Here is a 22,396-nt window from a genome sequence, read left to right on the forward strand (position 1 = left end):
AATTATGCGTATCAGTAATTTCCCCAGGATTGACCTCGGCTGTCGGGCCTCCCGATAATAGCCATATCGTGGACTACACGTCCACAATATGGACATTCTAAGAAAGGATCCCCTTATGTCTGAGGCTGCTTACTCCCCGATGACGCCGTACCAGCTGCCGTTCCCGAAGGAAGCGCAGCAGGAAATCGTGGTCCCCTTCGCGATTCCGACCGATGAGCGCGTGTGGGTCCCGCAGGCGGAAAACGTGTCGTTCCGCCCGCTCTGCCTGAACGCGTCGCAGGGCTACTGGATGAACCTGCTGCGTGTGCGCAAGTCGGGCGTGCTGAGTCGTCACCGTCATCCGCAAAGCGTGCACGGGATGGTGCTCAAGGGCCGCTGGCGCTATCTCGAACACGACTGGGAAGCGACCGAAGGCAGCTACGTCTACGAACCGCCGGGCGAAACGCACACGCTGTACGTGCCGGAAGACGTCGAGGAAATGATCACGTACTTCCAGGTGAACGGCGTGATGTTCTACTGCGACCCGTACGGCAACTACACCGGCTACGAAGACGTGTTCACGAAGATCGACATGTGCCGCAAGCACTACGCGGCAGTGGGCCTCGGCGAAGACTACGTGGACCAGTTCATCCGATGAGCACGCCCGCCGGTTTCGCCAGCTACGATTTTTCCGGGCGGGTCGCGGTCGTGACGGGCGCGGCCACGGGCATCGGCCGCGCAATCTGCGACGCGTTCGCGCAGAACGGCGCGTCGGCGGTCAACTGGGACCGCGTGCCGGGCGATCTCGACACGCCGCACGCGCCGCGCCATTTCGCGGTGGACATCACGCGGCCCGAGTCGATCGAAGCCGCCGTTGCGGCCACGCTCGACGCCTATGGTCGCATCGATTACCTCGTGAACAACGCGGGTTTCGCCGGTCCGACGATGCCGCTCGACGAATACGATCCACTCGAATGGCAACGCGTTATCGACGTGAATCTGCTCGGCACCTATCACGTGAGCCGCTTCGTCGTGCCGGTGATGCGGCGTGCGAATAGCGGGCGCATCGTCAACGTGGCGTCGCTGGCGGGCAAGGAAGGCACGCCGAACGCGTCCGCCTACAGCGCGGCGAAAGCCGGCGTGATCGCGATGACGAAGTCGCTCGGCAAGGAACTGGCGCAAACCGGCATCCTCGTGAACGGCATTGCGCCGGCTGCCGTCGAAACCTCGTTGCTCGCGCAGATGTCGCCGGCCCACGTGCAAACGATGATCGACAAAAGCCCGCTGCGGCGTCTCGGCACCACGCAGGAGGTCGCGCAACTCGCACTGTGGCTCTGCTCGGATTCGTGCTCGTTCAGCACTGGCGCGATTTTCGATCTGTCTGGCGGACGGGCCACTTACTGATAGCGGCGCCCTGAATCACCACTACTAAAGCCACCGAAAACCACATTGGGCAGGAGACAAAACATGCTTCAGAAGTCACCGCGTCTGAAACGCATCCAGGTCGTCGCAGTCGTCTTTCTGACGATTGCGGGCGTGGTCAATTATCTCGACCGCAGCACGCTGTCGATTGCGAATCATCTGGTCAGTCAGGAGCTTCATCTGTCCGCTTCGCAGATGGGCTTGCTGCTGTCCGCGTTTTCCCTGTCGTATGCGTTTGCGCAGTTGCCCGTGGGCGCGCTGCTCGACCGTTTCGGCTCGCGCGTGATGCTCGGGCTCGGCATGCTGGTGTGGTCGATCGCGCAGGTGGCGGGCGGCTTCATCCAGACGCTGAACCACTTTCTGATCGCGCGGGTCGTGCTCGGCGTCGCCGAAGCGCCGCTCTTTCCGGCAGGCGCGAAAGTGGTCAACGAATGGTTCGCGGTGCGTGAGCGCGGCGGCCCGACCGGTACCTTCATCTCGTCGTCGACGATTGCGCCGATGCTCGCGCCGCCGATCCTGACCGTGCTGATGCTTTCATTCGGATGGCGAACCATGTTCATCATCATGGGCGTGCTCGGCATTCTGGTCGCGCTCGGCTGGTACATGGTCTATCGCAACCGCGACGAGATCGCGCTGACCGAAGCTGAAACCGCGCACCTGAACGAAGGCTCGGTGCAGACCGAGGCGCGCGCGAGGAAGGGCCTGAGCTTTGCCGAATGGGGCGCGCTGTTCAAGCTGCGCAACACGTGGGGCATGATTTTCGGCTTCATGGGCGTGATCTACATGGTCTGGCTGTATCTCACGTGGCTGCCGGGCTATCTGGAGAACGAGCGTCATCTGAGCATTGCGCATACCGGCTGGCTCGTGTCGATTCCGTATATCTTCGGCACGATCGGCATGGTGAGCAGCGGCTATGTCGCCGACTTTCTGCTCCGCCGCGGCATGGCGCCGATCCGCAGCCGCAAGTGGCCGGTCTGCGTCGGCCTGATCGGCGCGGCGGCGTTCACGGTGCCCGCTGCCTACACGCCAAGCACGGCGCTCGCGATCACCTACGTGTCGCTCGCGATGTTCTTCGTGAATCTTTCCAGCGGCAGTGCGTGGGCGCTGGTGACGGTTGCCGCGCCCCGCCATCTGGTGGCGTCGCTCGGCAGCATGCAGAACTTCGGCGGCTATCTGGGCGGATCGTTTGCGCCGGTGATCACGGGCATCGTCGTCGATCAGACGCATTCGTTCGTCAACGCGCTGCTGATCAGCGCAGGGGTCGCGTTTGCCGCCGCCTTCGTTTATCTGTTCGTGGTGAAGGAAGTGGCGCCCGCGCCGCTGCCCAACGCCGCCACGACTCAACCTACCTGACCTCAACCTGAGCATTCGTTGCCGACTCTTATGACATTCCAGAACAATCTCCTCGAAGGCAAGGTCGCATTCGTCACGGGCGGCTTGTCCGGCATCGGCGCGGCCATCGCCAACGGACTCGCGCAACTCGGCGCAAAAACGGTCGCGGCCGGGTTGCCGCTGCCACAAGGCGCACCCGATACGCTGAACCGCGATGTCGAGCGCGCCACGCTCGACGTCCGCTCGACCGACGACGTCGCCGCCGCGCTCAAAGCGTTCGACCGGCTCGATATCGTGGTCAATTGCGCGGGCGTGATCAGCCGCATCGAAGAACATCGGATCGACGTGTTCGAGCGCGTGATGGACATCAACCTGAATGGCACGATGCGGGTGTGCTCGGCGGCGCGCGAATTGCTGAAGGCGTCGTCGGGGTGCATCGTCAATACCGCTTCGATGCTGAGCTTTTTCGGTGGCGGACTCGTGCCCGCGTACAGCGCGAGCAAGGGCGCGGTCGCGCAGTTGACCAAGTCGCTCGCGCTCGCTTATGCGGCCGACGGCATCCGCGTGAACGCGATTGCGCCCGGCTGGATCGCCACGCCGCTGACGCAGGCGTTGCAGGACGACGACGGCCGCTCGCAGGCGATTCTCGACCGCACGCCGATGCACCGCTGGGGCACGCCCGACGAAGTCGCTCAAGTGGCGGCGTTCCTCTGCACGCCGGCCGCGTCGTTCATGACGGGCGCGATCGTGCCGGTGGATGGCGGCTATCTGGTCGCATAACGGCTGACCGTGCGACGGTCCCGACAATGGTCCCGTCGCCGGTCCCGATGAGCAGGCCACGGTGGATCGACACCATCCGGGCCTGTGATTGAAGGCATAATCTTTCAACCGTGCCTGACTACTGCCTGATGTCGACCCTAGATTCCAAGCCCTCTTCGAAAGAATCCACCGCCGGTGCGACCAGCACCGCCGATGCGAAAACCGTGGCCGGCGCTGCCGCGTTCTCCAAATTCATTGCCGTGCTGCAACTGGTCGCCGATGCCGAGACGCCGCCCAATGTCGCGAAGCTGAGCGCGGCGAGTGGCTATCCGCGTCCCACTGTCCACCGGATCGTGGCCGCGTTGCAGGCCGAGGGGTTGATCGTCGCGGCGGCCAACGGCACGACCTTCGGCCTCGGCCCGCGCCTCGTGAATCTGGCGAGCCGTAGCTGGGAACGCTCGGATTTGCGCCTCGCCGCCGTCGATGCGCTGATGGAATTGCGCAACGTCACATCGGAGACGATTCACCTGGCGGTGCCGAGTCAGGGCGAGATGGTGTACATCGAAAAGCTGGAAAGCCCGCACGCGGTGCGCATGGCATCGCGCGTCGGCACACGGGTGTCGCTCACGTCGAGTTCGGTGGGCAAGGCGTATCTCGCGACACTCGGTGTGGCCGAGCGCGAAGCGTTGCTGAAAGACGCGCCGCTGGAGCGCTTCACGGAACGCACGCTGGTCAGTCTCGACGACGTGCGCAACGAAGTCGCCGCCACCGAACAACGTGGCTACGCCGAAGATCGCGAAGAAAACGAAATCGCGATTTCCTGCTTCGGTGCGGCGATTCGCGGAACCGATGGGCGTGCGGTCGGCTGCATCAGTATCAGCATGCCGACTTATCGGTTGAAGGCGGACGCGCAAGCGTCCTATATCGAGCCGTTGCTGGCGGCGTGCAGGACGATTGCCGCGCGACTCGGGCCGACTAGCGGCCGGTAGTTTTGCCGAAGCCGCTTCATCCGCTTCGTCCATAACAGACAACGTAGACACGCCCGGCGCGACAGATAAAGATCGGCAAGCGCCGGGCGTGCGTCAATCCCGATCCGGCGTTAAATACTTACACCGGATCCGCAACACACATCACTCCGCCACCGCGTACCGCTCCAGCCAGTGCGCGTATGGCGCGGGCAACACCCACGACGGCTTCTCGGCCTTCAGCGCCAGCGCCGCGTAATACGGCCAGTGCGGATCGGCCAGATGCGCGCGGCCGACCATCACCAGATCCAGTTGCTCCTGCGCGATCACGCGCTCGCAGTTCTCCGGCGAGTCGATGCCCCACGCCGACGACACCGGCAAGCCCCCTTCACGCCGCACGCGCTCGGCAATCGGCGCGAGGAACGCAGGTCCCCAGGGGATTTTCGCCTTCGGCGTCGAAAAGCCGACGCTCACGCTCAGCATGTCCAGACCGCCGGCGCGCATCGCCTTCGTCAGTTCGATCGATTCGTCGAGCGTCTCTTCATCGCGTCCGTCGTATTCGATCACGCCGAAACGCGCGGTCAGCGGCAGGTTGTCCGGCCACACTTCGCGCACGGCAGCGAGCGTTTCCAGCAGGAACCGGCTGCGGCCCGCGAGGTCACCGCCGTACTGATCGTCGCGCTGGTTCGCGTGCACCGAGAAAAAGCTCTGCGCGAGATAGCCATGCGCGAAGTGCAGTTCGAGCCATTCGAAACCGGCGTCGCGGGCACGGCGGGCGGCGGCCACGAAGTCGGCCTTCACGCGCGCGATGTCGTCGAGCGTCATCGCTTTCGGCACTTTGGGCAGGTTCGCGCCGAACGCGATCGCCGACGGCGACAACGTGTCCCAGCCGCGCGGATCGCCTTCGGGAATGTGGTCGTCGCCTTCCCACGGACGGTTCGCGCTCGCCTTGCGTCCCGCATGCGCGATCTGGATGCCGGGCACCGAGCCCGCCGCCTTGATCGACGCCGCGATCTGCGCCATGCCTTCGGCCTGCGCGTCGTTCCACAAACCCGTGCAGGCCGGCGTGATGCGTCCTTCCGGCGACACCGCCGTCGCCTCGACGATCACCAGCGCCGCGCCGCCGCGCGCGAGACTTGCGTAGTGCGTCTGATGCCACGCGTTGGTGAAGCCGTCGACGGCGCTGTACTGGCACATCGGCGGAACGGCGATGCGGTTGCGCAGTGAAACGTCCTTGAGTTGAAACGGAGTGAAGAGTGCTGACATGCTTATTCCTCGGTGTGTCCCGATGTTGCCGGGAGAAATCGGTTGTTCAGGCTGGCTAGACCGGCCCGGTGTGTCGGATCGGCTCGACGGCGACCAGCGGCTTGCCGGAGAAACGGCGCTGTCTCAGCGCATCCAGTTGTTCGGCCAGTCCCTCGAAATCGCCGACGATACCCGGTTCCGCTTGCAGTTGCCCTGCCGCGATCTCGCCGAGCATCTGCTCGCCGGCCTGCGTGAGCGCGTTCCATGCGGCGCTGTCGCCATAAACGTGCAACGCGCCCAGCGCGACCTCGTGCATCGACAATGCGCGGCCAAACGGCGCGCACGGCCATTGCGCGACACGCCCCTGGATGCAGACCAGGTGGCCGTTCGCCAGCAACGCGGGTGCAAGGCGCGCGGCGTGATCGGCGTCGACGCTGTCGATGATCGCGAAGAAGCGTTTCGGATCGTTGACAGGCCACGCCTGTCCGTCGCCCAGCGGACCTTCGATACATTCATCGACGCCGAGCGCCAGCAGGCGTTCCCAATGTCGCCGGTTGCACATGGCTGTGACGGCAAAGCCGCGCGCCACCGCCAGTTGCACCAGATACCGGCCCACCGCGCCGCCCGCACCGCTGATCAGCAACGTGCGGCCCCGGCCCGGCGGAAGTTTTTCGATTGCCTGAAACGCGGTCAGCGCCGGGCACGGGAAACTGGCCGCCACCGCGAAGTCCATGTTCGCCGGTACGCGCAGCAGCACTTCGGCGCGTATCGACGTGTATTCGGCGAAGCTGCCGTGTCGATGCAGGCTCTGGTGATAGGCGACGCGCTGCCCCAGCAGATCGTGCGGCACGCCGTCGCCGATTGCCACCACCGTTCCCGCGCCGTCGACACCCGGTACATGACCGGGTTGCCAGTCGAGCTGCTCGTCGCCGAGCACTTTCCAGTCGACCGGATTCAGGCCGATCACCGCGTTGCGCACCAGCACTTCGCCGGGCGCGATGGCCGGACGCGTCACGCGCTCCAGCACCAGATCGAGCGGACTCGCGCCGCCGCGCCAGACCCACGCCCGCCACGAAGCGGGAAGTTCCCTCTGCATTGCTTCAGCCTTGTCAGACATATGTGAGTGGACCGTTGGACAGGCGCGGATCAGCTAGCCGTGCCCGACTGATAAGCCCCCGCCGAATACGTCAACTCGTAGCTATGGCTATAGATTTCGAGGATGTTGCCGAACGGGTCTTCCATATAGACCATGCGGTACGGCTTCTCGTCAGGAAAATATTCGCGCACCGGCATGCGCTGCTTGCCGCCCGCCGCGACGATCTTTGCGGCCAGCCCTTCGACGTCCGGGTCCTGCACGCAGAAATGGAACACGCCGGTCTTCCAGTATTCGAAGTTGTTGGCGGGTTTTTCTGCATTCGGAAATTCGAAGATTTCCACGCCGACGCGGTCGCCCGTCGACAGATGCGCGATACGGAACGAACCCCAGCCCGCGCCGAACACATCGGTGCACATCACGCCGATCGCGCTCGGGTCCTCGGCAATCGTGGTGGGCGGCATGATCAGATACCAGCCGAGCACTTCAGTGTAGAACTTGACCGCGGCGTCGAGATCGGTCACCGACAGGCCAATATGGGAAAACGAACGAGGATAGGTTGTGGACATAAGCGGGCTCCTTCCGGGCAAATGGTGTGCTGGAAGGTTAGGCTTCCGTCGCTATAATTAAAACCACGTCCAGATTATCAATTCGATAAATTATCCTTATGCTGAATCCGCAATGGCTGCGAACTTTCACGACGCTGGCCGAACTCGGCAGCTTCACGCGCGCGGCTGAGCGGCTGCAATTGACGCAGGCCGCCGTGAGCCAGCATCTGCGGCATCTGGAGGACGAGTTGGGGTTGCTGGCGATCCGCCGTCCGCGTCAACTCGAATTGACGCCCGCCGGTCACGCGTTGCTCGCGTATTGCGAAGAAGCCGATCTCGCCGACAAGCGCTTGCGGCTGAGACTGAGCGGTGCGGACACCGAATCGGGTGAAATCAGTCTGATCAGCCCCGGTAGCATTGGACTTGCGCTGTTTCCGATCTTGCTGGGATTGCAGCAGGTCCATCCCGGCTGGGTCGTGCGACACCGCTTCGCGCCCGATTCCGAAGTGTTAGCCGCCGTGTTGCAGAACCAGTACGAACTCGGTCTGGTCACGCTCAAGCCTGACGATCCCCGGCTGGCCGCCAGTCATTTCACCGAGGAACCGCTGGAACTGGTCGTCCCCGCCGCGCATGCCGAGATGCACGAATGGAGCGATCTCGAACGGCTTGGTTTTATCGACCACCCGGACGGCCAGGCGATGGCAAGCCGGCTGCTGAGCCGCCGTTTTCCCGGCAATCCCGGTGTGCAGACATTGCGCCGCCAGGGTTTCAGCAATCAGATCGGTTTGATTCTCGAGCCGGTGGCGCGTGGCTTGGGATTCACGGTGATTCCGCGTTATGCGCGCACCGCGTTCGCCCGCCAGGAGGCGATTGCGGTCGTCGAATGCGGCGCGCCGGTCGTCGATACGCTGTGGCTGATCCATCGGTCGGAATGGCCGGTGTCCAGCTTTGCCGCGCGGGCTATCGAGCATCTTCGCGAGCAGGTCGCGAAACTTGGGACGGCGGGACGGTAGCAGCAACGCAGGCTGCCATTGCTGCGACCGCTGCAACTCGCCGCGATCCGGCGCCGTCGATTCCCCCGCCCTCAATCAGCCGCCGCTCCTGGCTGCGTCGTGGCCTGGTCAGCCGTTCTGAGCGATTTAGCGCCATCGGTGCCGTGCTGGATCGCATACAGTTCGCGGTTGCGCTCGACCGTGGCCGCCGACGGCGGATAGTCATTGCTGCGCGTCGGGACGATGCCGTCGACCTGTGCCTCGTGCAACTGCGCCATCACTTCGGCCCGCGTCAGTCCTGAATGGCTGGTCTGGGCAAACGCATTCGCGCCGAACGGCAGGCTGAGGGCGGCAATGGCAATAGCGGTAAGCAGTTTCATGGTGTTTCTCCGTTAGCGACCAGCCAATTGACCAGTCATGACAAGGACGTGTTGTGGCCTGAACCACGTTTGCATTCTTGTCATTCGAACTGTCGGAGCGCTGACCCGCTGATTACGGTTTCGTTATCTGCGCCTCGCCGTCGCCGCCCGAACCTTGTCCCGCGTTGCGCAGATCGTCCGCTGTCATTAACGCCGTCGGGCCGTTAGATAACAAAACGGTAATCTGGCCGTCCGCCGCCGGTAAGCGCCCCGCCCGCACACTCCCGATTCACACAGTTCGCGTCACGCATCCGTGCATTCCGTGCGGCCCTGCCCGTTCACCGGACACGGCCAGGACGCGCGCTTCCCTGGTCTCTTTTCAGGAACCCCTCATGTGGATCGTCAGGCTCGCGCTGCGCCGGCCCTATACCTTCGTGGTCCTCGCGGTGCTGATTTTTATCGTCGGCCCGCTTGCGATACTGCGCACGCCGACCGATATCTTTCCGAATATCGATATTCCCGTCGTCAGCATCGTCTGGACGTACAACGGTTTTTCCGCGCAGGACATGGCGAACCGGATCACGTCGAACTACGAGCGCGCGCTGACCTCCGACGTGGACGACATCGAGCACATCGAGTCGCAATCGCTGAACGGCGTCTCGGTGGTGAAGATCTTTTTCCACCCGGGCGCCGACATCAATCGCGCGATTGCGGAAGCGGCGTCCAACTCCGCATCGATCCTGCGCGTGCTGCCGCCGGGCACGTTGCCGCCGAACATCATCACGTACAACGCGTCGACGGTGCCGATCCTGCAACTCGGGCTGTCCAGCAACACGCTGTCCGAGCAGCAGCTTTACGACCTCGGTAACAGCGCGATCCGCACGCAACTGGCGACCGTGCAAGGCGCGTCGGTGCCGTTGCCGTTCGGCGGCAAGGTGCGGCAGATCATGGTCGATATCGATCCGCGCGCGTTGCAGGCCAAGGGACTCGCGCCGCTCGACGTGGTCAACGCGGTGAATGCGCAGAATCTGATCCTGCCGGGCGGCACCGCGAAGATCGGCACGAAGGAATACAACGTGCAGATGAACGGCAGCACCGACACCGTCGCCACGCTCAACGATCTGCCGGTCAAGACCGTGAACGGCGGCGTGGTCTACGTGCGCGACGTCGCCCATGTGCGCGACGGCTACGCGCCGCAAACCAACATCGTGCGGGCCGACGGCAAACGCGCCGCGCTGCTGACCATCGAGAAATCCGGCAGCACGTCGACGCTGACGATCATCCAGCAGGTCAAGGCGATGCTGCCGCATATCGCGGCCGGCCTGCCCAGTTCGCTGCACATCACCGCGTTGTCGGATCAGTCGGTGTTCGTGAAGTCGGCGGTGCTCGGCGTGGCGCGCGAAGCGTTGATCGCCGCCGCGCTGACCGCGCTGATGATCCTGCTGTTTCTCGGCAGCTGGCGCGCGACGCTGATCATCGCGGTGTCGATTCCGCTCGCGGTGCTGACCTCGCTGATCGCGCTGTCCGCGCTTGGACAGACCATTAACATCATGACGCTCGGCGGGCTGGCGCTCGCGGTCGGCATTCTCGTCGACGACGCGACCGTCGCGATCGAGAACATCACCCATCATCTGGAAAACGGCGAGCCGCTGCATGACGCGATACTGAACGGCTCCGGTGAAATCGCGGTGCCGACGTTCGTGTCGACGCTGTCCATCTGCATCGTGTTCGTGCCGATGTTCCTGCTGTCCGGCGTGGCGCGCTATCTGTTCGTGCCGCTCGCCGAAGCGGTGGTGTTCGCGATGATCGCGTCGTACTTCTTCTCGCGCACGCTGGTGCCGACGCTGGCGATGTATCTGATGCGCGCGCGCAGCCGGACGCCGGTTGGCGGCAACGGGCCGGTGGCGCGGCTGATCCGTTTTCAGGGCGGCTTCGAACAGCGTTTCGAGCGCTTGCGCGAGCGGTATCGCGGCGTGCTCGGCGCGGCGATGGCGAGTCCGCGCCGCTTCATCGTGATTTTCTTTGTGCTGTGCGTCGGCTCGCTCGCGTTGCTGCCGTTCGCGGGCCGCGACTTTTTCCCCGCTGTCGATACCGGTGAAATCCGTCTGCATCTGCGCGCGCCGACCGGCACGCGAATCGAGGACACCGCGCGCCTCACCGATCAGGTCGAAGCACGCGTGCGCAGCGTGATTCCGAAACCGGAACTCGCGGCGATGCTCGACAACATCGGCGTGCCGGTGAGCGGCATCAACCTGACTTACGATTCGTCCGATCCGATCGGCCCCGAAGATGCCGACGTGATGATCTCGCTCGCGGCCGGGCATCAGCCGACCGCTGGCTATGTCGCGACGCTACGCAATACGCTGGCGAAAGAGTTTCCCGGCGTCACGTTCGCGTTCCTGCCCGCCGATATCGTCAGCCAGATTCTGAATTTCGGCTTGCCCGCGCCGATCGACATCCAGATCGTCGGCAACAAGCTCGATGCGAACCGCGCGGTCGCCAACCGCCTGCTCGCGCAATTGCGCGGCGTGCGCGGGCTGGTGGACGCCCGTATCCAGCAACCCGGCGATGCACCCGCGATCAACGTGAACGTGGACCGCACGCGGGCAATCCAGGCGGGCCTGCTGCAACGCGACGTGTCGCAGAATCTGCTGATCGCGCTGTCCGGCAGTTCGCAGACGTCGCCGAATTTCTGGCTTGATCCGCGTAACGGCGTGAGCTATCCGCTGATGGCGATGATGCCGCAGTACGACGTCAACTCGTTGCAGGCGCTGGCGAATATTCCGGTGGCGGCGAGCGGCAGCGCGAGCGCCGCCGCGACGCCTGGCGTGCCCGCTCCGCAAAACCTGCTCGGCGCGCTGAGTACGCTGACGCGCGGCACGCAGCAAGCCGTCGTGTCCCACTACAACGTGCAGCCGGTGCTCGACATTTTTGCGTCGACGCAAGGACGCGATCTCGGCAGCGTCGCCGCCGACGTGACCCGCCTCGTCGATCAGATCCGGCCGCAGCTGCCGCCTGGCGCGTCGATCGTGATGCGCGGCCAGGTGCAGGCGATGCACGACTCGTTCAGCGGTCTCGCCGCCGGTCTCGTGTTCGCCATCGGTCTCGTGTACCTGCTGATGGTCGTGAACTTCCAGTCGTGGCTCGATCCGCTGATCATCGTCAGCGGCCTGCCGGGCTCGCTCGCGGGCATCGCGTGGATGCTGTTCAGCACGGGCACGCGCGTGAGCGTGCCGGCGTTGACCGGGACCATTCTGTGTATCGGCATCGCGACCGCCAACAGCATTCTGGTGATCAACACCGCGCGCGAATTCCACCACGGCGGCCAGCCGCCGCTGCAGGCCGCGCTCGATGGCGGTTTCAGCCGCTTCCGCCCGGTGCTGATGACCGCGCTCGCGATGCTGATCGGCATGCTGCCGATGGCGCTCGGTCTCGGCGACGGCGGCGAACAGAACGCGCCGCTCGGCCGCGCGGTGATCGGCGGGTTGGCGCTGGGGACGGTGTCGACGCTGCTGTTCGTGCCGGTCGTCTATGGGACGGTGCATGCGTGGCTCGACAAACGCCGCGCGGCACGTTCTGAACGGCGGGGCGGCCCGCAGGAAAACCCGCACGAAGCCAGCATTGCCGAACGCACCCATTGATTCAGACGAGACCTCGCCCATGAACGATTCATCCCTTCCGCCCGAACTCGATGAGCAGCGCGCAGACGTGAACGCAGGCGTCCAGCCGAACGCGAACACCAGCACCGGCACCGGCACCGATTCGGCCGCAACCGCAACCGCAGCCGCAACCGCAACCCCACACCGGCGTCGCCTGTGGCCGCTCGCGCTAACCGGTCTCGCCGCTGCGTTACTGCTGGTCGGTATCGTGCCCCGGCTCCACGCAAGCGCCGCGCTGACCCAGCAGACGCAAGCGCAGAGCGTCCTCAGCGTATCGGTCGTCACGCCGCGCGCCGCGCCCGCCGTCAACGAAATCCTGTTGCCCGCCGCCGTGACGCCGTTCGCCGAAGCGTCGATCTATGCGCGCACCAGCGGCTATCTGGCGCACTGGAATGCCGACATCGGCGCGCATGTGACGGGCGGCCAGACGCTGGCGACCATCGAGGCGCCGGAACTCGACGCGCAACTGCGTCAGGCCCGTGCCGACGAAGCCACCGCGCAGGCCAATTTCAACTTCGCGAAAACCACCGCGCAACGCTGGCAGGACATGCTGCAAACGCAGTCGGTCGCGCAACAGGACGCGGACACCAAAGTCAGCGACATGGAAGCGCGTCGCGCGATGCTGGCATCGGCTCAGGCCAATGTCGCGCACCTCGCCGAACTGGTGTCGTACGAGAAGATCACCGCGCCGTTCGACGGCGTGATCACCGCGCGCAACGTCGACACCGGCGCGCTGGTGACGGCGGGCGGCACGCCCGGTACGGCAGGCATGTCGGGTGAGTTGTTCCACATCCAGCAGACCGGCGTGCTGCGCGTGTTCGCCGACGTACCGCAGAACGACGCGCCTTACGTCACGTCCGGCACCGGCGTTTATCTGACCGCGCCGCAGTATCCCGGGCGGCATATCGCCGGGAAGGTGGCGCGCAGCACCGGTTCGATCGATCCGTCGAGCCGGACGCTGCGCGTCGAAATCGATGTCGACAACAAGGACGGCGCGCTGATGCCAGGTGCGTACGCGCAGGTGCATCTGCAATTGCAGAACCCTTCGCCCGCGCTCGATCTGCCGGTCAGCGCACTGCTGTTCCGCCCGGACGGCGTGACGGTGGCGGTGGTCGACAGTCACGGCCGGGCGGCGCTCAAGACGGTGCATATTGGCCGCGATTTCGGCACGCACGTGGAGATCACGACCGGGCTCGCGTCGACGGATCGCGTGATCAACAACCCCGGCGATTCGCTCGGCAACGGCCAGATGGTTCAGGTCATGCCGGCCGCGCAGGGTTGAACCGGGTTGATCCGTGTTGAACCACGTTAAGCCCGGCCCTCGTCATCGAAAGGATTTGCCGATGTTTTCATTGAATGTTTCGCGCTCGTCGTTGCGCCGCTCCGTCGTGGCAACGCTGATCGCCGCGCTGTTCAGCGCGTGCTCGACGCTGCCGCCTTATCAGCGGCCTGCCACCGACATGCCCGCGCGTTATGCAGGCGCGGCTGCCACCGCCGCAGCCGCCACCACCGCGCCCGGCTGGGCGCAGGCCGCTCCCGCCGACGCCTCCCCGCGCGGCCCGTGGTGGACCGTGTTCGGCGACCCGGTGCTGAACGGCCTCGAAGCGCGCATCGACGTGTCGAACCAGAGCGTGCGCAAAGCGGTCGCGCAGGTCCAGCAGGCGCGTTCGATGGTCGACTATCAGCGCTCCGGCTTTTTCCCGACCATTACGGCGGGCGTCGCGCAGAACCGCTCGCGGACTTCGCAGAATGTCGAAGGCAAGTCGCTCGCGGGCAAGACGGTGCCCGACTACGCGGCGGGGGTGTCGGCGAGTTGGGAGCCGGACCTGTTCGGTCGCGTGCGCGATAGCGTGAACGGCGCGCGGGCCGACGCGCAGGCGAGCGAAGCGGACCTCGAAAGCGTGCGCCTGACGATGAGCGCCGATCTCGCCACTGACTACTTCACGCTGCGCTCGCTGGACGTGCAGAAAAAGCTCCTCGACGACAGCGTGAACGCCTACGCCGCCGCGTTGAAGCTGCTGCAGCAGCAACTCCAGCACGGCGCAATCGACGCCTCCGCCGTCGCGCAGGCCACCGCGCAACTCGAAGCGACGCGCACCCAGGCCACCGACATCGACGTGACCCGCGCGCAGATGCAGCATGCAATCGCGACGCTGATCGGCGAACCCGCATCGACCTTCACGCTGCCGCCGCAGGAAGCCGTGGCCGCGCTGCCCGCCGTGCCCGCGATTCCGGCCGGTCTGCCGTCGCAACTGCTCGAACGGCGGCCCGATATCGCCGCCGCCGAACGGCGCGTGGCGTCGGCGAATGCGCAGATCGGCGTCGCGCACGCGGCGTTCTTTCCCGATCTGATCCTGTCCGCGAGCGCCGGGTTGGAAAGCACCTTTTTCGCGCCGTGGCTGAGCGCGCCGAGCCTGTTCTGGTCGATCGGTCCGCAACTCGCCGGCACGCTGTTCGACGGCGGCAAACGCAAGGCGAGCCTGCACGGCGCGACCGCGCAATATGACGGCGCGGTCGCCGATTACCGGCAGTCGGTGCTGGTGGCGTTGCAACAGGTCGAGGACAACCTGTCCGCGCTGCACGCGCTCGCCGACGAAGCCGCCAGTCAGCAGCGCGCGACCACGGCCGCGAATCTGTCGCTGCGGCTCACGACCAACCGCTTCAACGCAGGCGCGGTCAGTTATCTGGATGTGGTGACGGCGCAGACCATCGCGCTGACGAATCAGCGGCTCGCCGATCAGATCGCGGCGCGGCAGTTGACTTCGAGCGTGTCGTTGATGAAAGCGCTGGGCGGGACGTGGGGAGCGGCCGCGCCGGTTTGACTGTCAACGTCCGCTTGACGCCGTGGATGCGGTGCTTACCCTGCCCGTCTGAACGTCAGGACAAACCGCGTGCTTCGTGCATCGCTCTCCGCGTGCACGGAGCCGCCGTGCAATTCCATGATGGTGCGCACGATCGCAAGCCCGAGTCCCGTTGATCCGGCCGACCCTTGCGACAAGCCCGCCGACGGCAGCGCGCTGCGCGACGGATCGACACGATAGAAACGGTCGAAAATCCGTTCGAGGTCTGCCTCGGCAATCGGCTGACCCTCGTTCGACACGGTCACGCGCACCGCGTCGGGCGACGGCTCGACATCGAGCCCGATCGCGCCGCCCGGCGGCGTATAGCGAATCGCGTTCGCCAGCAGATTGCTGACCGCGCGCCGGAACAGTTCGAGGTCGGCGGTCAGCGAGGCCGTGCCGCGCACCTGCACGCGCACGCTCGCTTCGTCGGCGACACCTTCGAAGTAGTCGGCGATGTGAGTCAGTTCCTGCCCGACGTCGAATTCGCGCATGTGCCTGACAAATTGCGGATGCTCGGCGCGCGCAAGAAACAGCACGTTCTCGATCATTCTCGACAGCCGGTCGCACTCTTCCACATTCGACGCGAGCAGCGCCTCGTATTCGTCGACGGAACGCGGGCGGCTGAGCGCGACTTCCGCCGCGCCCCGCATATTGGACAGCGGCGTGCGCATGTCGTGTGCGAGGTCGGCGGTAAAGCGCGAGAGCCGCTGAAAACCCTGCTCGACCCGCTCGAACATCGCGTTCAGCGATACCACCAGCGCGTCGAGTTCGCTCGGCACGCGCGCCACCGCAATCCGCGTATCGAGTCGGTTGACGGTGACGCCGCCCGCGCTCGCCGCGATATCGCGCAACGGCCGCAACACCGCGCGGATCAGCAGATATCCCAGCAGCATCGACAGCAGCACCCCGGCGACGCCCGCCGCCTTGATCTGGTCGCGGTAATGGTCGAGCAATTCCCAGCGGTCGCTCATGTTGCGCGCGACCAGCACGCTCGCCGTGTCGCCGTTCTGCAGGCGCGCGTCGGTGAGGATGCCGCGAATCGGCGCGCCGTCGTGGCCGGTCCAGTCGCTGATATCGGCATCGGTGATGCGCGCCGTCGCCGAGGCACGCGCGAGCGGCGGCAGCGCGGCAACGGTGGCTGCGCCGCTGGCCGAATCGGGCGCGGCGAGCGCCTGCGCGATGTTGTGATCGATGATGCGGCGGCCGTCGGGACCGAACACTTCCATCGACATCGCCTCGTTGCCGAGCACGATGCTGGCGAGGCGATCGCCGTGCTCGCGAATGTCCTGCGCCGATTCGAGTTCCTGCGCGAGCCGCCGGGCGTGACGCGCGGCCAGCACGATGTCGAGATTGTCCTGCGCCTTGATCTGCTTTTCGAGCGCGAGGTACAGGAAGCTGCCGACCAGCACGAACACCGCGAACGTGGTGACGCCGAACGCCAGCGCGAGCGTGGCGGCGAGGGAGCGGCGCCGCATCAGGCGGAGTCCTTCAGTTCGAGTACGTAGCCGACGCCGCGTACCGTGTGGATCAGCTTGACCGGGAAGTTGTCGTCGATCTTGGTGCGCAGACGGCGGATCGCCACCTCGACCACATTGGTGTCGCTGTCGAAATTCATATCCCACACATACGACGCGATCTGCGTGCGGCTCAGCACCTCGCCCTGACGGCGCGCGAGCAGTTGCAGCAACGAAAACTCACGCGGCGTGAGATCGATGCGCTGGCCGCCGCGTTTCACGCGCCTGCGGTTCACGTCCATTTCAAGATCGCCCACGCGGATCAATTCGCTTTCGCGCGGCGGCCCACGCCGTGCGAGCGTGCGCACGCGGGCCAGTAGTTCGACGAACGCGAACGGCTTCACCAGATAATCGTCCGCGCCGAGTTCCAGCCCGCGCACGCGGTCGTCGACGTCGTCGCGCGCGGTGAGGAACAGCACCGGCGTGGTGCGCGTGCTGCGCAAGGTCTTGACGATGGTCCAGCCGTCCATGCCGGGCAGCATCACGTCGAGCACGATCACGTTGTATTCCTCTTCCTGCGCGAGGAACAGGCCGTGCGGGCCGTCGTTCGCGACGTCGACCGCATAGCCCGACTCCTCCAGGCCTTTCTTCAGATAGGCCGCTGTTTTCAGCTCGTCCTCGATTACCAGGATTCGCATCGATTGCTCCGCTTTGCATTGACGATCCAATCATACCGGCACCGCCATGGCCCCAGATTACGATCCGGTAATGTGCGTACGCACGGCGGATAGCGGCACGCGAAGTTCATGCGCAGCCGGTATTTGCAGTACACCAACCATCATGCAACAAGGCCTTAAAAGGGCCGCGCCGATCCCAGGCGCACACCCTGCCCAGCCGCTGGCGACGCCCGCCAACCGATCACCCGCCGCGGCCGCCAACCTCGCGCCCGCAGCCGAAACTGTTATTCTTCCCTCTCTTCCGACCGTCACCTGGTCGCCTGCCGCCAACGCGCGGCGCTCCCATGCGGCGCTCTGGCGCCCGGCATCCGAGAGACAGGAATAGGCATGTTCGGTTTTCTACGCGGCTATTTTTCCAACGACCTGGCCATCGACCTCGGCACGTCAAACACGCTGATCTACATGCGTGGCAAAGGCATCGTGCTGGACGAACCTTCGGTGGTGTCGATCCGTCAGGAAGGTGGTCCGAACGGCAAGAAAATCATCTTGGCCGTCGGCAAGGAAGCAAAGCAGATGCTCGGCAAAGTGCCGGGCAACATCGAGGCGATCCGCCCGATGAAAGACGGCGTGATCGCCGACTTCAACATCACCCAGCAGATGATCAAGCGCTTCATCCAGATGGCGCATGAGTCGCGCATGTTCGCGCCGTCGCCGCGCATCATCATCTGCGTGCCGTGCGGTTCGACCCAGGTCGAGCGGCGCGCGATCAAGGAAGCCGCGCATAGCGCCGGCGCTTCGCAGGTCTATCTGATCGAGGAACCGATGGCCGCCGCGACCGGCGCGGGCCTGCCGGTGTCGGACGCGACCGGCTCGATGGTGGTCGATATCGGCGGCGGCACGACCGAGGTCGGCGTGATCTCGCTCGGCGGCATCGTCTACAAAGGCTCGGTGCGGGTGGGCGGCGACAAGTTCGACGACGCGATCGTTAATTACATCCGCCGCAACTACGGGATGCTGATCGGTGAGCAGACCGCCGAGGCGATCAAGAAGGAAATCGGTTCGGCGTTTCCCGGCTCCGAAGTGCTGGAGATGGAGGTCAAGGGCCGCAACATGTCCGAAGGCATTCCGCGCAGTTTCACGGTGTCGAGTAACGAGATTCTCGAAGCGCTGACCGATCCGCTGAATCAGATCGTGTCGGCGGTGAAAATCGCGCTGGAACAGACGCCGCCGGAACTCGGCGCGGATATCGCCGAGCGCGGCATCATGCTGGCGGGCGGCGGCGCATTGCTGCGCGATCTCGACCGGCTGCTGGCGGAGGAAACGGGCTTGCCGGTGTTCGTCGCCGAAGCGCCGCTCACCTGTGTGGTGCGCGGCTCGGGCATGGCGCTCGAACGGATCGAGAAGTTCGGCGGCGCGTTTTCTTACGATTGAGTGTGAAGCGCGCCACGCCGGATGAGTACGCGTGGCGGCCTAAGCCGAGCGGCGCTAAACGGTGCGCGCTGTCCGGTCAACCGCATTCACGACACGAACGGCAACTTGCTGTCGCGCGCGGCGGCCAGCATCGACAGCGTGATCTTGCGCACTTCCAGCTTGCTCTGCGTAATATGCGCGCGCAGCAGGATGATCGCTTCGGTCAGCCGGTTGCGCTCGATCAGATTCAGCATCGTCGAATGCTCGTCGTAAGTTGCGCTGGTGCGGTGCGGCTTCAGAAAATCGAGCCGCCGCACGATACGGATGCGCTCGGTCACCTCGTTATGCACGCGCAGCATTTCCGCATTGCCCGTCGCGGCCACCAGTTGGCGATGAAAGTTTTCGTCCATGCCAAACATCTTCACCGGATCGCTTTCGCGTAGTTCGGGCTCGACGCACCACACCGCCTTCAACGCTTCGAGCGCCGCATGCGCGATCTCGCCGCCCGTGCCGACCCGCTCGACCGCCGCCACTTCCAGCACGATCCGCAGGTCGTAAAGCTGATCGAGCTGATCGAAGTTGATCGGCGACACTTTCCAGCCGCGCCGGAACCCAACCTCCAGATAGCCTTCGCGTTGCAGCCGGAACAGCCCGTCGCGCATCGGCGTACGCGACACGCCGTAGTGCTGCGCGATGCCGTTCTCCGAAAAGCGGTCGCCCGGAAACAACCGGAAACTGAAGATGTCGTTCTTCAGTTGCTGATAGACCTGCTCGGCGAGCGGGTTGGCCGCAGCCGGCACCTGCGCTTGACCTTGCGCAGCGGATGCTTCGGCGGACGTCTCCAGCAGATTGGTCGGGTCGTCGTTCATAAGTGAAACCAGGGTCCTGTTTTCTTATTATCGGCGCTTCGCAGCAAGCGGATCAGCACCTCATTTCCGTCACGACACGACCGCAGGATCGATCAGGCTGACATGCGCGGCGACGATCTTCCAGCCCTCGGTGGGACCGAGCCGGGCCCAGCTTTGCATCTGACGGCCGATGAGCGCGGTCGCGTCGCTGGTGAACTCGGTGCTGACGGTCGCGAAGTCCGAACCGAAAGTCGTCACCACCGTTCGATGCAGCTTGCGCGACTTCGGCACCGGCGCGCAATTCTCGCGCCACGCACGGATCGCTTCACCGCCGTGCTGGATTTCCGCGATGCCGTAGCGGACCGTTTCCGGCGCGTGCCAGAACAGCGCGTTCATCGCGGCGACGTCGTTATCGACCAGCGCGCGTTCGTATTCGACAAAGGCCGCCTGAACCTGCGCGACGATTTCGGGCTGATTGATATCCATGCGTCAGTTTTTTCCTTCGATCCGGGTGAGTGACGAAAGCGGCGCGGTCCAGCCGACAATGCCGCCTTGCGAGCGCACCATGTCGAGCGTCGCCTGTTTGAAGGCGGGGAAATAGCTGGCGGTCGCATCGTCGACGAGCAGACTGTCGTAGCCGCGATCGTTGGCTTCGCGCATCGACGTTTGCACGCAGACTTCGGTGGTCACGCCGGCAAACACGAGGTGTGTGATGCCGCGCATCGCCAGTTCCTCGCCGAGCCGGGTCGCGTAGAACGCGCCCTTGCCGGGTTTGTCGATGACGATCTCGCCCGCTACCGGCGCGAGCGGCTCGATGATCGCGTTGCCCGGTTCGCCGCGAATCAGGATGCGGCCCATCGGCCCCGCATCGCCGATACGTGCATTCGGTGCGCCCCGGAGCCGCTTGGCGGGCGGACAGTCCGACAGATCCGCCGCATGCGATTCGCGCGTGTGTACGACCAGCCAGTTCTGCCGGCGCGCGAGGGCGAGCAGCGCGGCCACGGTCGGCACGATCTCCGCGAGCAGCGATACGTCGTTGCCGAGCGATTCGCCGAAACCGCCCGGCTCGATGAAATCGCGCTGCATGTCGATCACGACCAGCGCGGTTTTCTTGGAGTCGAACGTGAACGGGCCGGGTTGGGCGTCGATCGAATGGGTCGTGCTGCTGATCGTGCTGTTTGAAGTGTTGTCGCTCATCCAACCGTTTCCTTGATTTTCTCAATCGGCGCGGCGTGCGTTTGCGCATGCGCGTCGCCGTGTCCTGCCATATGTTGCCCGAGCACGGCGCGATCCGCATGCGCGGCGGGCGTGTCGAACACCAGTTCGCCTTCGGCAATCACGATGATGCGGTCCGCGAGTTCAAGCAGTTCGTCAAGGTCTTCGCTGACCAGCAGCACGGCCGCACCGGCGTCGCGCGCGGCCATCAGGCGTGCGTGAATATCGGCGACCGACGCGAAATCCAGCCCGAATACCGGATTGGCGACGATCAGCACGTCCACCGGCTGACCGAGTTCGCGCGCCAGCACCGCACGCTGCACATTGCCGCCGGACAGCGTGCCGATCGCGCGTTCGGGCACCGGCGGCCGAACATTGAATTCGGCGATCCGCTGCGCCGCGCGCTCGCGCATCGCGCGCCGGTCGAGCCACCAGCCGCCGCGCCGCAACGGCTCGCGGTCGAAGTCACGCAACGCGAGATTCTGCGCGACGCTCATCGAGCCGACGCACGCGTTCTTCAACGGCTCCTCGGGAATCGCGAACACGCGCCGTTGAGTCATCTCGTCGCGCGTTGCGTGGTACGGCTTGCCCGCCACCTGCATGTCGCCCGTTTTCACGCGACGCTGGCCGACCAGCGCTTCCACGAGTTCTTTCTGGCCGTTGCCGGACACGCCCGCGAGGCCGAGAATTTCGCCCGCGCGCACCGACAGCGTGGCGTGCTTCACCGCGGTGTGGCCGCGATCGTCTTCCACGGAGACATCGCGCAACGCGAGGCGCACCGGCACGGTTTCGTCGAGCGGCTTGCGCGGCACGCGCTCGACGCTGACGGCCGCCATCACCGGCGCGTCCTGCGCGGCGACGGTGCCCATCATCCATGCGGCGAGCTGGTCGCGGTTGGTGGCGGCCACCGCGCTCGTGCCGACCTGGCGGCCTTTGCGCAACACGGTGACGTCGTCGGCATAGGCCATCACTTCGCGGAACTTGTGCGTGATCATCAGCACGGTCAACTCGCCCCGCGTGGTCAGATCGCGCATCAGCCCGAGCACTTCGTCGGCTTCCTGCGGCGTCAGCACCGAGGTCGGTTCGTCGAGAATCAGAAAGCGCTGCTGCAGATAAAGCTGCTTCAGGATTTCGAGCTTCTGTTTCTCACCGGCGGCGAGCGTCGAAACCGGCGCATCCAGCGGCAGGCGGAACGGCATCCGCTGCATGAACGCATTGAGCGCTGCCCGCTCCGCTTTCCAGTCGATTTTCCACGGCATCTTGCCGCGCGCAAGCAGCAGGTTTTCTTCCACCGACAAGCCCGACGCCAGCGTGAAATGCTGATACACCATGCCGATGCCCAACGCCTGCGCGTCGCGCGGCGAGTGGATGTGGACCTCCTTGTCGTCGGCGGCGATCTGGCCGTCGTCGAGCACGCCGTAGCCGACCAGCCCCTTCACGAGCGTGCTTTTGCCCGCGCCGTTCTCGCCGAGCAGCGCGTGGATCGTGCCCGCCTTCACCTTGATCGACACGCCATCGAGAGCACGGAACGCGCCGAACGATTTGCTCGCGTTGATCACCTCAACGCCTAGCGCCTGCCGGGGTAGCGTGGACATG

The 22,396-nt window shown here is 65.0% G+C and carries 20 protein-coding genes; 10 read left to right on the plus strand and 10 right to left on the minus strand.

From position 1 onward, the window contains the following. Nucleotides 1-115: 115 nt before the first annotated feature. The 5 genes from BLS41_RS21740 to BLS41_RS21760 all read left to right on the plus strand — a co-directional run bounded on the left by BLS41_RS21740 (nucleotide 116) and on the right by BLS41_RS21760 (nucleotide 4,481). Entirely contained in the window at nucleotides 116-637 is a 522-nt protein-coding gene (locus tag BLS41_RS21740) for a 2,4'-dihydroxyacetophenone dioxygenase family protein (protein WP_074768558.1), read from the plus strand. After that, on the plus strand, nucleotides 634-1,383 hold the full coding sequence (locus BLS41_RS21745) for an SDR family NAD(P)-dependent oxidoreductase (protein WP_074768560.1): 750 nt from the start codon (nucleotides 634-636) through the stop codon (nucleotides 1,381-1,383). Before BLS41_RS21740 ends, BLS41_RS21745 begins: the two co-directional genes overlap by 4 nt. 63 nt (nucleotides 1,384-1,446) lie before the next feature. Beyond that, a complete protein-coding gene (locus BLS41_RS21750; RefSeq protein WP_074768562.1) occupies nucleotides 1,447-2,754 on the plus strand; it encodes an MFS transporter in 1,308 nt (435 codons plus the stop codon). A 30-nt stretch (nucleotides 2,755-2,784) separates the two neighbouring features. Then, nucleotides 2,785-3,513: an SDR family NAD(P)-dependent oxidoreductase gene (locus BLS41_RS21755; RefSeq protein ID WP_074768564.1), complete on the plus strand. Its 729-nt coding sequence runs from the start codon at nucleotides 2,785-2,787 to the stop codon at nucleotides 3,511-3,513. 128 nt (nucleotides 3,514-3,641) lie between these two features. After that, on the plus strand, nucleotides 3,642-4,481 hold the full coding sequence (locus tag BLS41_RS21760; protein WP_083380043.1) for an IclR family transcriptional regulator: 840 nt from the start codon (nucleotides 3,642-3,644) through the stop codon (nucleotides 4,479-4,481). 141 nt (nucleotides 4,482-4,622) lie between these two features. Here the strand turns inward: BLS41_RS21760 and BLS41_RS21765 are convergent, their stop codons facing one another. From BLS41_RS21765 to BLS41_RS21775, 3 genes are read right to left on the minus strand one after another with little or no spacing between them, the layout of a single operon-like run. Further along, entirely contained in the window at nucleotides 4,623-5,723 is a 1,101-nt protein-coding gene (locus BLS41_RS21765) for an NADH:flavin oxidoreductase/NADH oxidase (protein ID WP_074768566.1), read from the minus strand. A 55-nt stretch (nucleotides 5,724-5,778) separates the two neighbouring features. Next, nucleotides 5,779-6,798, minus strand: a complete 1,020-nt coding sequence (locus tag BLS41_RS21770) for a zinc-binding dehydrogenase (RefSeq protein ID WP_074768568.1) — start codon at nucleotides 6,796-6,798, stop codon at nucleotides 5,779-5,781. Nucleotides 6,799-6,848: 50 nt separating this feature from the next. Then, the gene (locus BLS41_RS21775) at nucleotides 6,849-7,364 is read right to left on the minus strand and encodes a lactoylglutathione lyase family protein (RefSeq protein WP_074768570.1); all 516 of its coding nucleotides are present in this window, start codon (nucleotides 7,362-7,364) and stop codon (nucleotides 6,849-6,851) included. Between the two features lie 98 nt (nucleotides 7,365-7,462). Here BLS41_RS21775 and BLS41_RS21780 point away from each other — a divergent pair, with 98 nt between their 5' ends. Next, entirely contained in the window at nucleotides 7,463-8,356 is an 894-nt protein-coding gene (locus BLS41_RS21780) for a LysR family transcriptional regulator (RefSeq protein ID WP_074768572.1), read from the plus strand. A gap of 71 nt (nucleotides 8,357-8,427) precedes the next feature. Here BLS41_RS21780 and BLS41_RS21785 read toward each other — a convergent pair whose 3' ends face one another. Continuing rightward, complete coding sequence (locus BLS41_RS21785) at nucleotides 8,428-8,715, minus strand: DUF4148 domain-containing protein (RefSeq protein ID WP_074768574.1); 288 nt, start codon at nucleotides 8,713-8,715, stop codon at nucleotides 8,428-8,430. A gap of 371 nt (nucleotides 8,716-9,086) precedes the next feature. On the opposite strand from BLS41_RS21785, the gene BLS41_RS21790 reads away from it, so the two are divergent. The 3 genes from BLS41_RS21790 to BLS41_RS21800 all read left to right on the plus strand — a co-directional run bounded on the left by BLS41_RS21790 (nucleotide 9,087) and on the right by BLS41_RS21800 (nucleotide 15,175). Continuing rightward, entirely contained in the window at nucleotides 9,087-12,335 is a 3,249-nt protein-coding gene (locus tag BLS41_RS21790; RefSeq protein ID WP_074768576.1) for an efflux RND transporter permease subunit, read from the plus strand. A 19-nt stretch (nucleotides 12,336-12,354) separates the two neighbouring features. Continuing rightward, on the plus strand, nucleotides 12,355-13,635 hold the full coding sequence (locus tag BLS41_RS21795) for an efflux RND transporter periplasmic adaptor subunit (protein ID WP_074768578.1): 1,281 nt from the start codon (nucleotides 12,355-12,357) through the stop codon (nucleotides 13,633-13,635). Nucleotides 13,636-13,696: 61 nt separating this feature from the next. Then, nucleotides 13,697-15,175 carry an efflux transporter outer membrane subunit gene (locus BLS41_RS21800; RefSeq protein WP_074768580.1) on the plus strand — a complete coding sequence of 493 codons (1,479 nt, stop codon included), beginning with the start codon at nucleotides 13,697-13,699 and terminating at the stop codon, nucleotides 15,173-15,175. Nucleotides 15,176-15,210: 35 nt separating this feature from the next. Here the strand turns inward: BLS41_RS21800 and BLS41_RS21805 are convergent, their stop codons facing one another. Next, entirely contained in the window at nucleotides 15,211-16,671 is a 1,461-nt protein-coding gene (locus BLS41_RS21805; protein ID WP_074768582.1) for a heavy metal sensor histidine kinase, read from the minus strand. After that, nucleotides 16,671-17,348 carry a heavy metal response regulator transcription factor gene (locus BLS41_RS21810; protein ID WP_074768583.1) on the minus strand — a complete coding sequence of 226 codons (678 nt, stop codon included), beginning with the start codon at nucleotides 17,346-17,348 and terminating at the stop codon, nucleotides 16,671-16,673. Before BLS41_RS21810 ends, BLS41_RS21805 begins: the two co-directional genes overlap by 1 nt. A 366-nt stretch (nucleotides 17,349-17,714) precedes the next feature. On the opposite strand from BLS41_RS21810, the gene BLS41_RS21815 reads away from it, so the two are divergent. Next, complete coding sequence (locus BLS41_RS21815) at nucleotides 17,715-18,758, plus strand: rod shape-determining protein (protein ID WP_074768585.1); 1,044 nt, start codon at nucleotides 17,715-17,717, stop codon at nucleotides 18,756-18,758. A gap of 86 nt (nucleotides 18,759-18,844) precedes the next feature. Here BLS41_RS21815 and BLS41_RS21820 read toward each other — a convergent pair whose 3' ends face one another. The 4 genes from BLS41_RS21820 to BLS41_RS21835 all read right to left on the minus strand — a co-directional run bounded on the left by BLS41_RS21820 (nucleotide 18,845) and on the right by BLS41_RS21835 (nucleotide 22,395). Next, entirely contained in the window at nucleotides 18,845-19,606 is a 762-nt protein-coding gene (locus BLS41_RS21820) for a GntR family transcriptional regulator (RefSeq protein WP_074768587.1), read from the minus strand. Between the two features lie 69 nt (nucleotides 19,607-19,675). Beyond that, nucleotides 19,676-20,071, minus strand: coding sequence for an oxalurate catabolism protein HpxZ (gene hpxZ, locus BLS41_RS21825; protein WP_074768589.1), 396 nt, complete (start codon nucleotides 20,069-20,071; stop codon nucleotides 19,676-19,678). 3 nt (nucleotides 20,072-20,074) lie between these two features. Further along, entirely contained in the window at nucleotides 20,075-20,782 is a 708-nt protein-coding gene (locus tag BLS41_RS21830; protein ID WP_074768591.1) for a cysteine hydrolase family protein, read from the minus strand. Beyond that, entirely contained in the window at nucleotides 20,779-22,395 is a 1,617-nt protein-coding gene (locus tag BLS41_RS21835) for an ABC transporter ATP-binding protein (RefSeq protein ID WP_074768593.1), read from the minus strand. Before BLS41_RS21835 ends, BLS41_RS21830 begins: the two co-directional genes overlap by 4 nt. Nucleotide 22,396: the final 1 nt, after the last annotated feature.

Origin of the sequence: Paraburkholderia fungorum (genome assembly GCF_900099835.1) — a bacterium.
Lineage (GTDB): Bacteria > Pseudomonadota > Gammaproteobacteria > Burkholderiales > Burkholderiaceae > Paraburkholderia > Paraburkholderia fungorum_A.

Excerpts from the sequence above, each read along its gene's own strand:
- BLS41_RS21760 (WP_083380043.1), top strand. The coding sequence starts at position 3,642 with ATGTCGACCCTAGATTCCAAGCCCTCTTCGAAAGAATCCACCGCCGGT.
- BLS41_RS21835 (WP_074768593.1), bottom strand. The coding sequence starts at position 22,395 with ATGTCCACGCTACCCCGGCAGGCGCTAGGCGTTGAGGTGATCAACGCG.
- BLS41_RS21785 (WP_074768574.1), bottom strand. The coding sequence starts at position 8,715 with ATGAAACTGCTTACCGCTATTGCCATTGCCGCCCTCAGCCTGCCGTTC.
- BLS41_RS21830 (WP_074768591.1), bottom strand. The coding sequence starts at position 20,782 with ATGAGCGACAACACTTCAAACAGCACGATCAGCAGCACGACCCATTCG.
- BLS41_RS21815 (WP_074768585.1), top strand. The coding sequence starts at position 17,715 with ATGTTCGGTTTTCTACGCGGCTATTTTTCCAACGACCTGGCCATCGAC.
- BLS41_RS21775 (WP_074768570.1), bottom strand. The coding sequence starts at position 7,364 with ATGTCCACAACCTATCCTCGTTCGTTTTCCCATATTGGCCTGTCGGTG.
- BLS41_RS21800 (WP_074768580.1), top strand. The coding sequence starts at position 13,697 with ATGTTTTCATTGAATGTTTCGCGCTCGTCGTTGCGCCGCTCCGTCGTG.
- BLS41_RS21805 (WP_074768582.1), bottom strand. The coding sequence starts at position 16,671 with ATGCGGCGCCGCTCCCTCGCCGCCACGCTCGCGCTGGCGTTCGGCGTC.
- BLS41_RS21820 (WP_074768587.1), bottom strand. The coding sequence starts at position 19,606 with ATGAACGACGACCCGACCAATCTGCTGGAGACGTCCGCCGAAGCATCC.
- BLS41_RS21745 (WP_074768560.1), top strand. The coding sequence starts at position 634 with ATGAGCACGCCCGCCGGTTTCGCCAGCTACGATTTTTCCGGGCGGGTC.
- BLS41_RS21790 (WP_074768576.1), top strand. The coding sequence starts at position 9,087 with ATGTGGATCGTCAGGCTCGCGCTGCGCCGGCCCTATACCTTCGTGGTC.
- BLS41_RS21770 (WP_074768568.1), bottom strand. The coding sequence starts at position 6,798 with ATGCAGAGGGAACTTCCCGCTTCGTGGCGGGCGTGGGTCTGGCGCGGC.
- BLS41_RS21740 (WP_074768558.1), top strand. The coding sequence starts at position 116 with ATGTCTGAGGCTGCTTACTCCCCGATGACGCCGTACCAGCTGCCGTTC.
- hpxZ (WP_074768589.1), bottom strand. The coding sequence starts at position 20,071 with ATGGATATCAATCAGCCCGAAATCGTCGCGCAGGTTCAGGCGGCCTTT.
- BLS41_RS21780 (WP_074768572.1), top strand. The coding sequence starts at position 7,463 with ATGCTGAATCCGCAATGGCTGCGAACTTTCACGACGCTGGCCGAACTC.
- BLS41_RS21755 (WP_074768564.1), top strand. The coding sequence starts at position 2,785 with ATGACATTCCAGAACAATCTCCTCGAAGGCAAGGTCGCATTCGTCACG.
- BLS41_RS21810 (WP_074768583.1), bottom strand. The coding sequence starts at position 17,348 with ATGCGAATCCTGGTAATCGAGGACGAGCTGAAAACAGCGGCCTATCTG.
- BLS41_RS21765 (WP_074768566.1), bottom strand. The coding sequence starts at position 5,723 with ATGTCAGCACTCTTCACTCCGTTTCAACTCAAGGACGTTTCACTGCGC.
- BLS41_RS21750 (WP_074768562.1), top strand. The coding sequence starts at position 1,447 with ATGCTTCAGAAGTCACCGCGTCTGAAACGCATCCAGGTCGTCGCAGTC.
- BLS41_RS21795 (WP_074768578.1), top strand. The coding sequence starts at position 12,355 with ATGAACGATTCATCCCTTCCGCCCGAACTCGATGAGCAGCGCGCAGAC.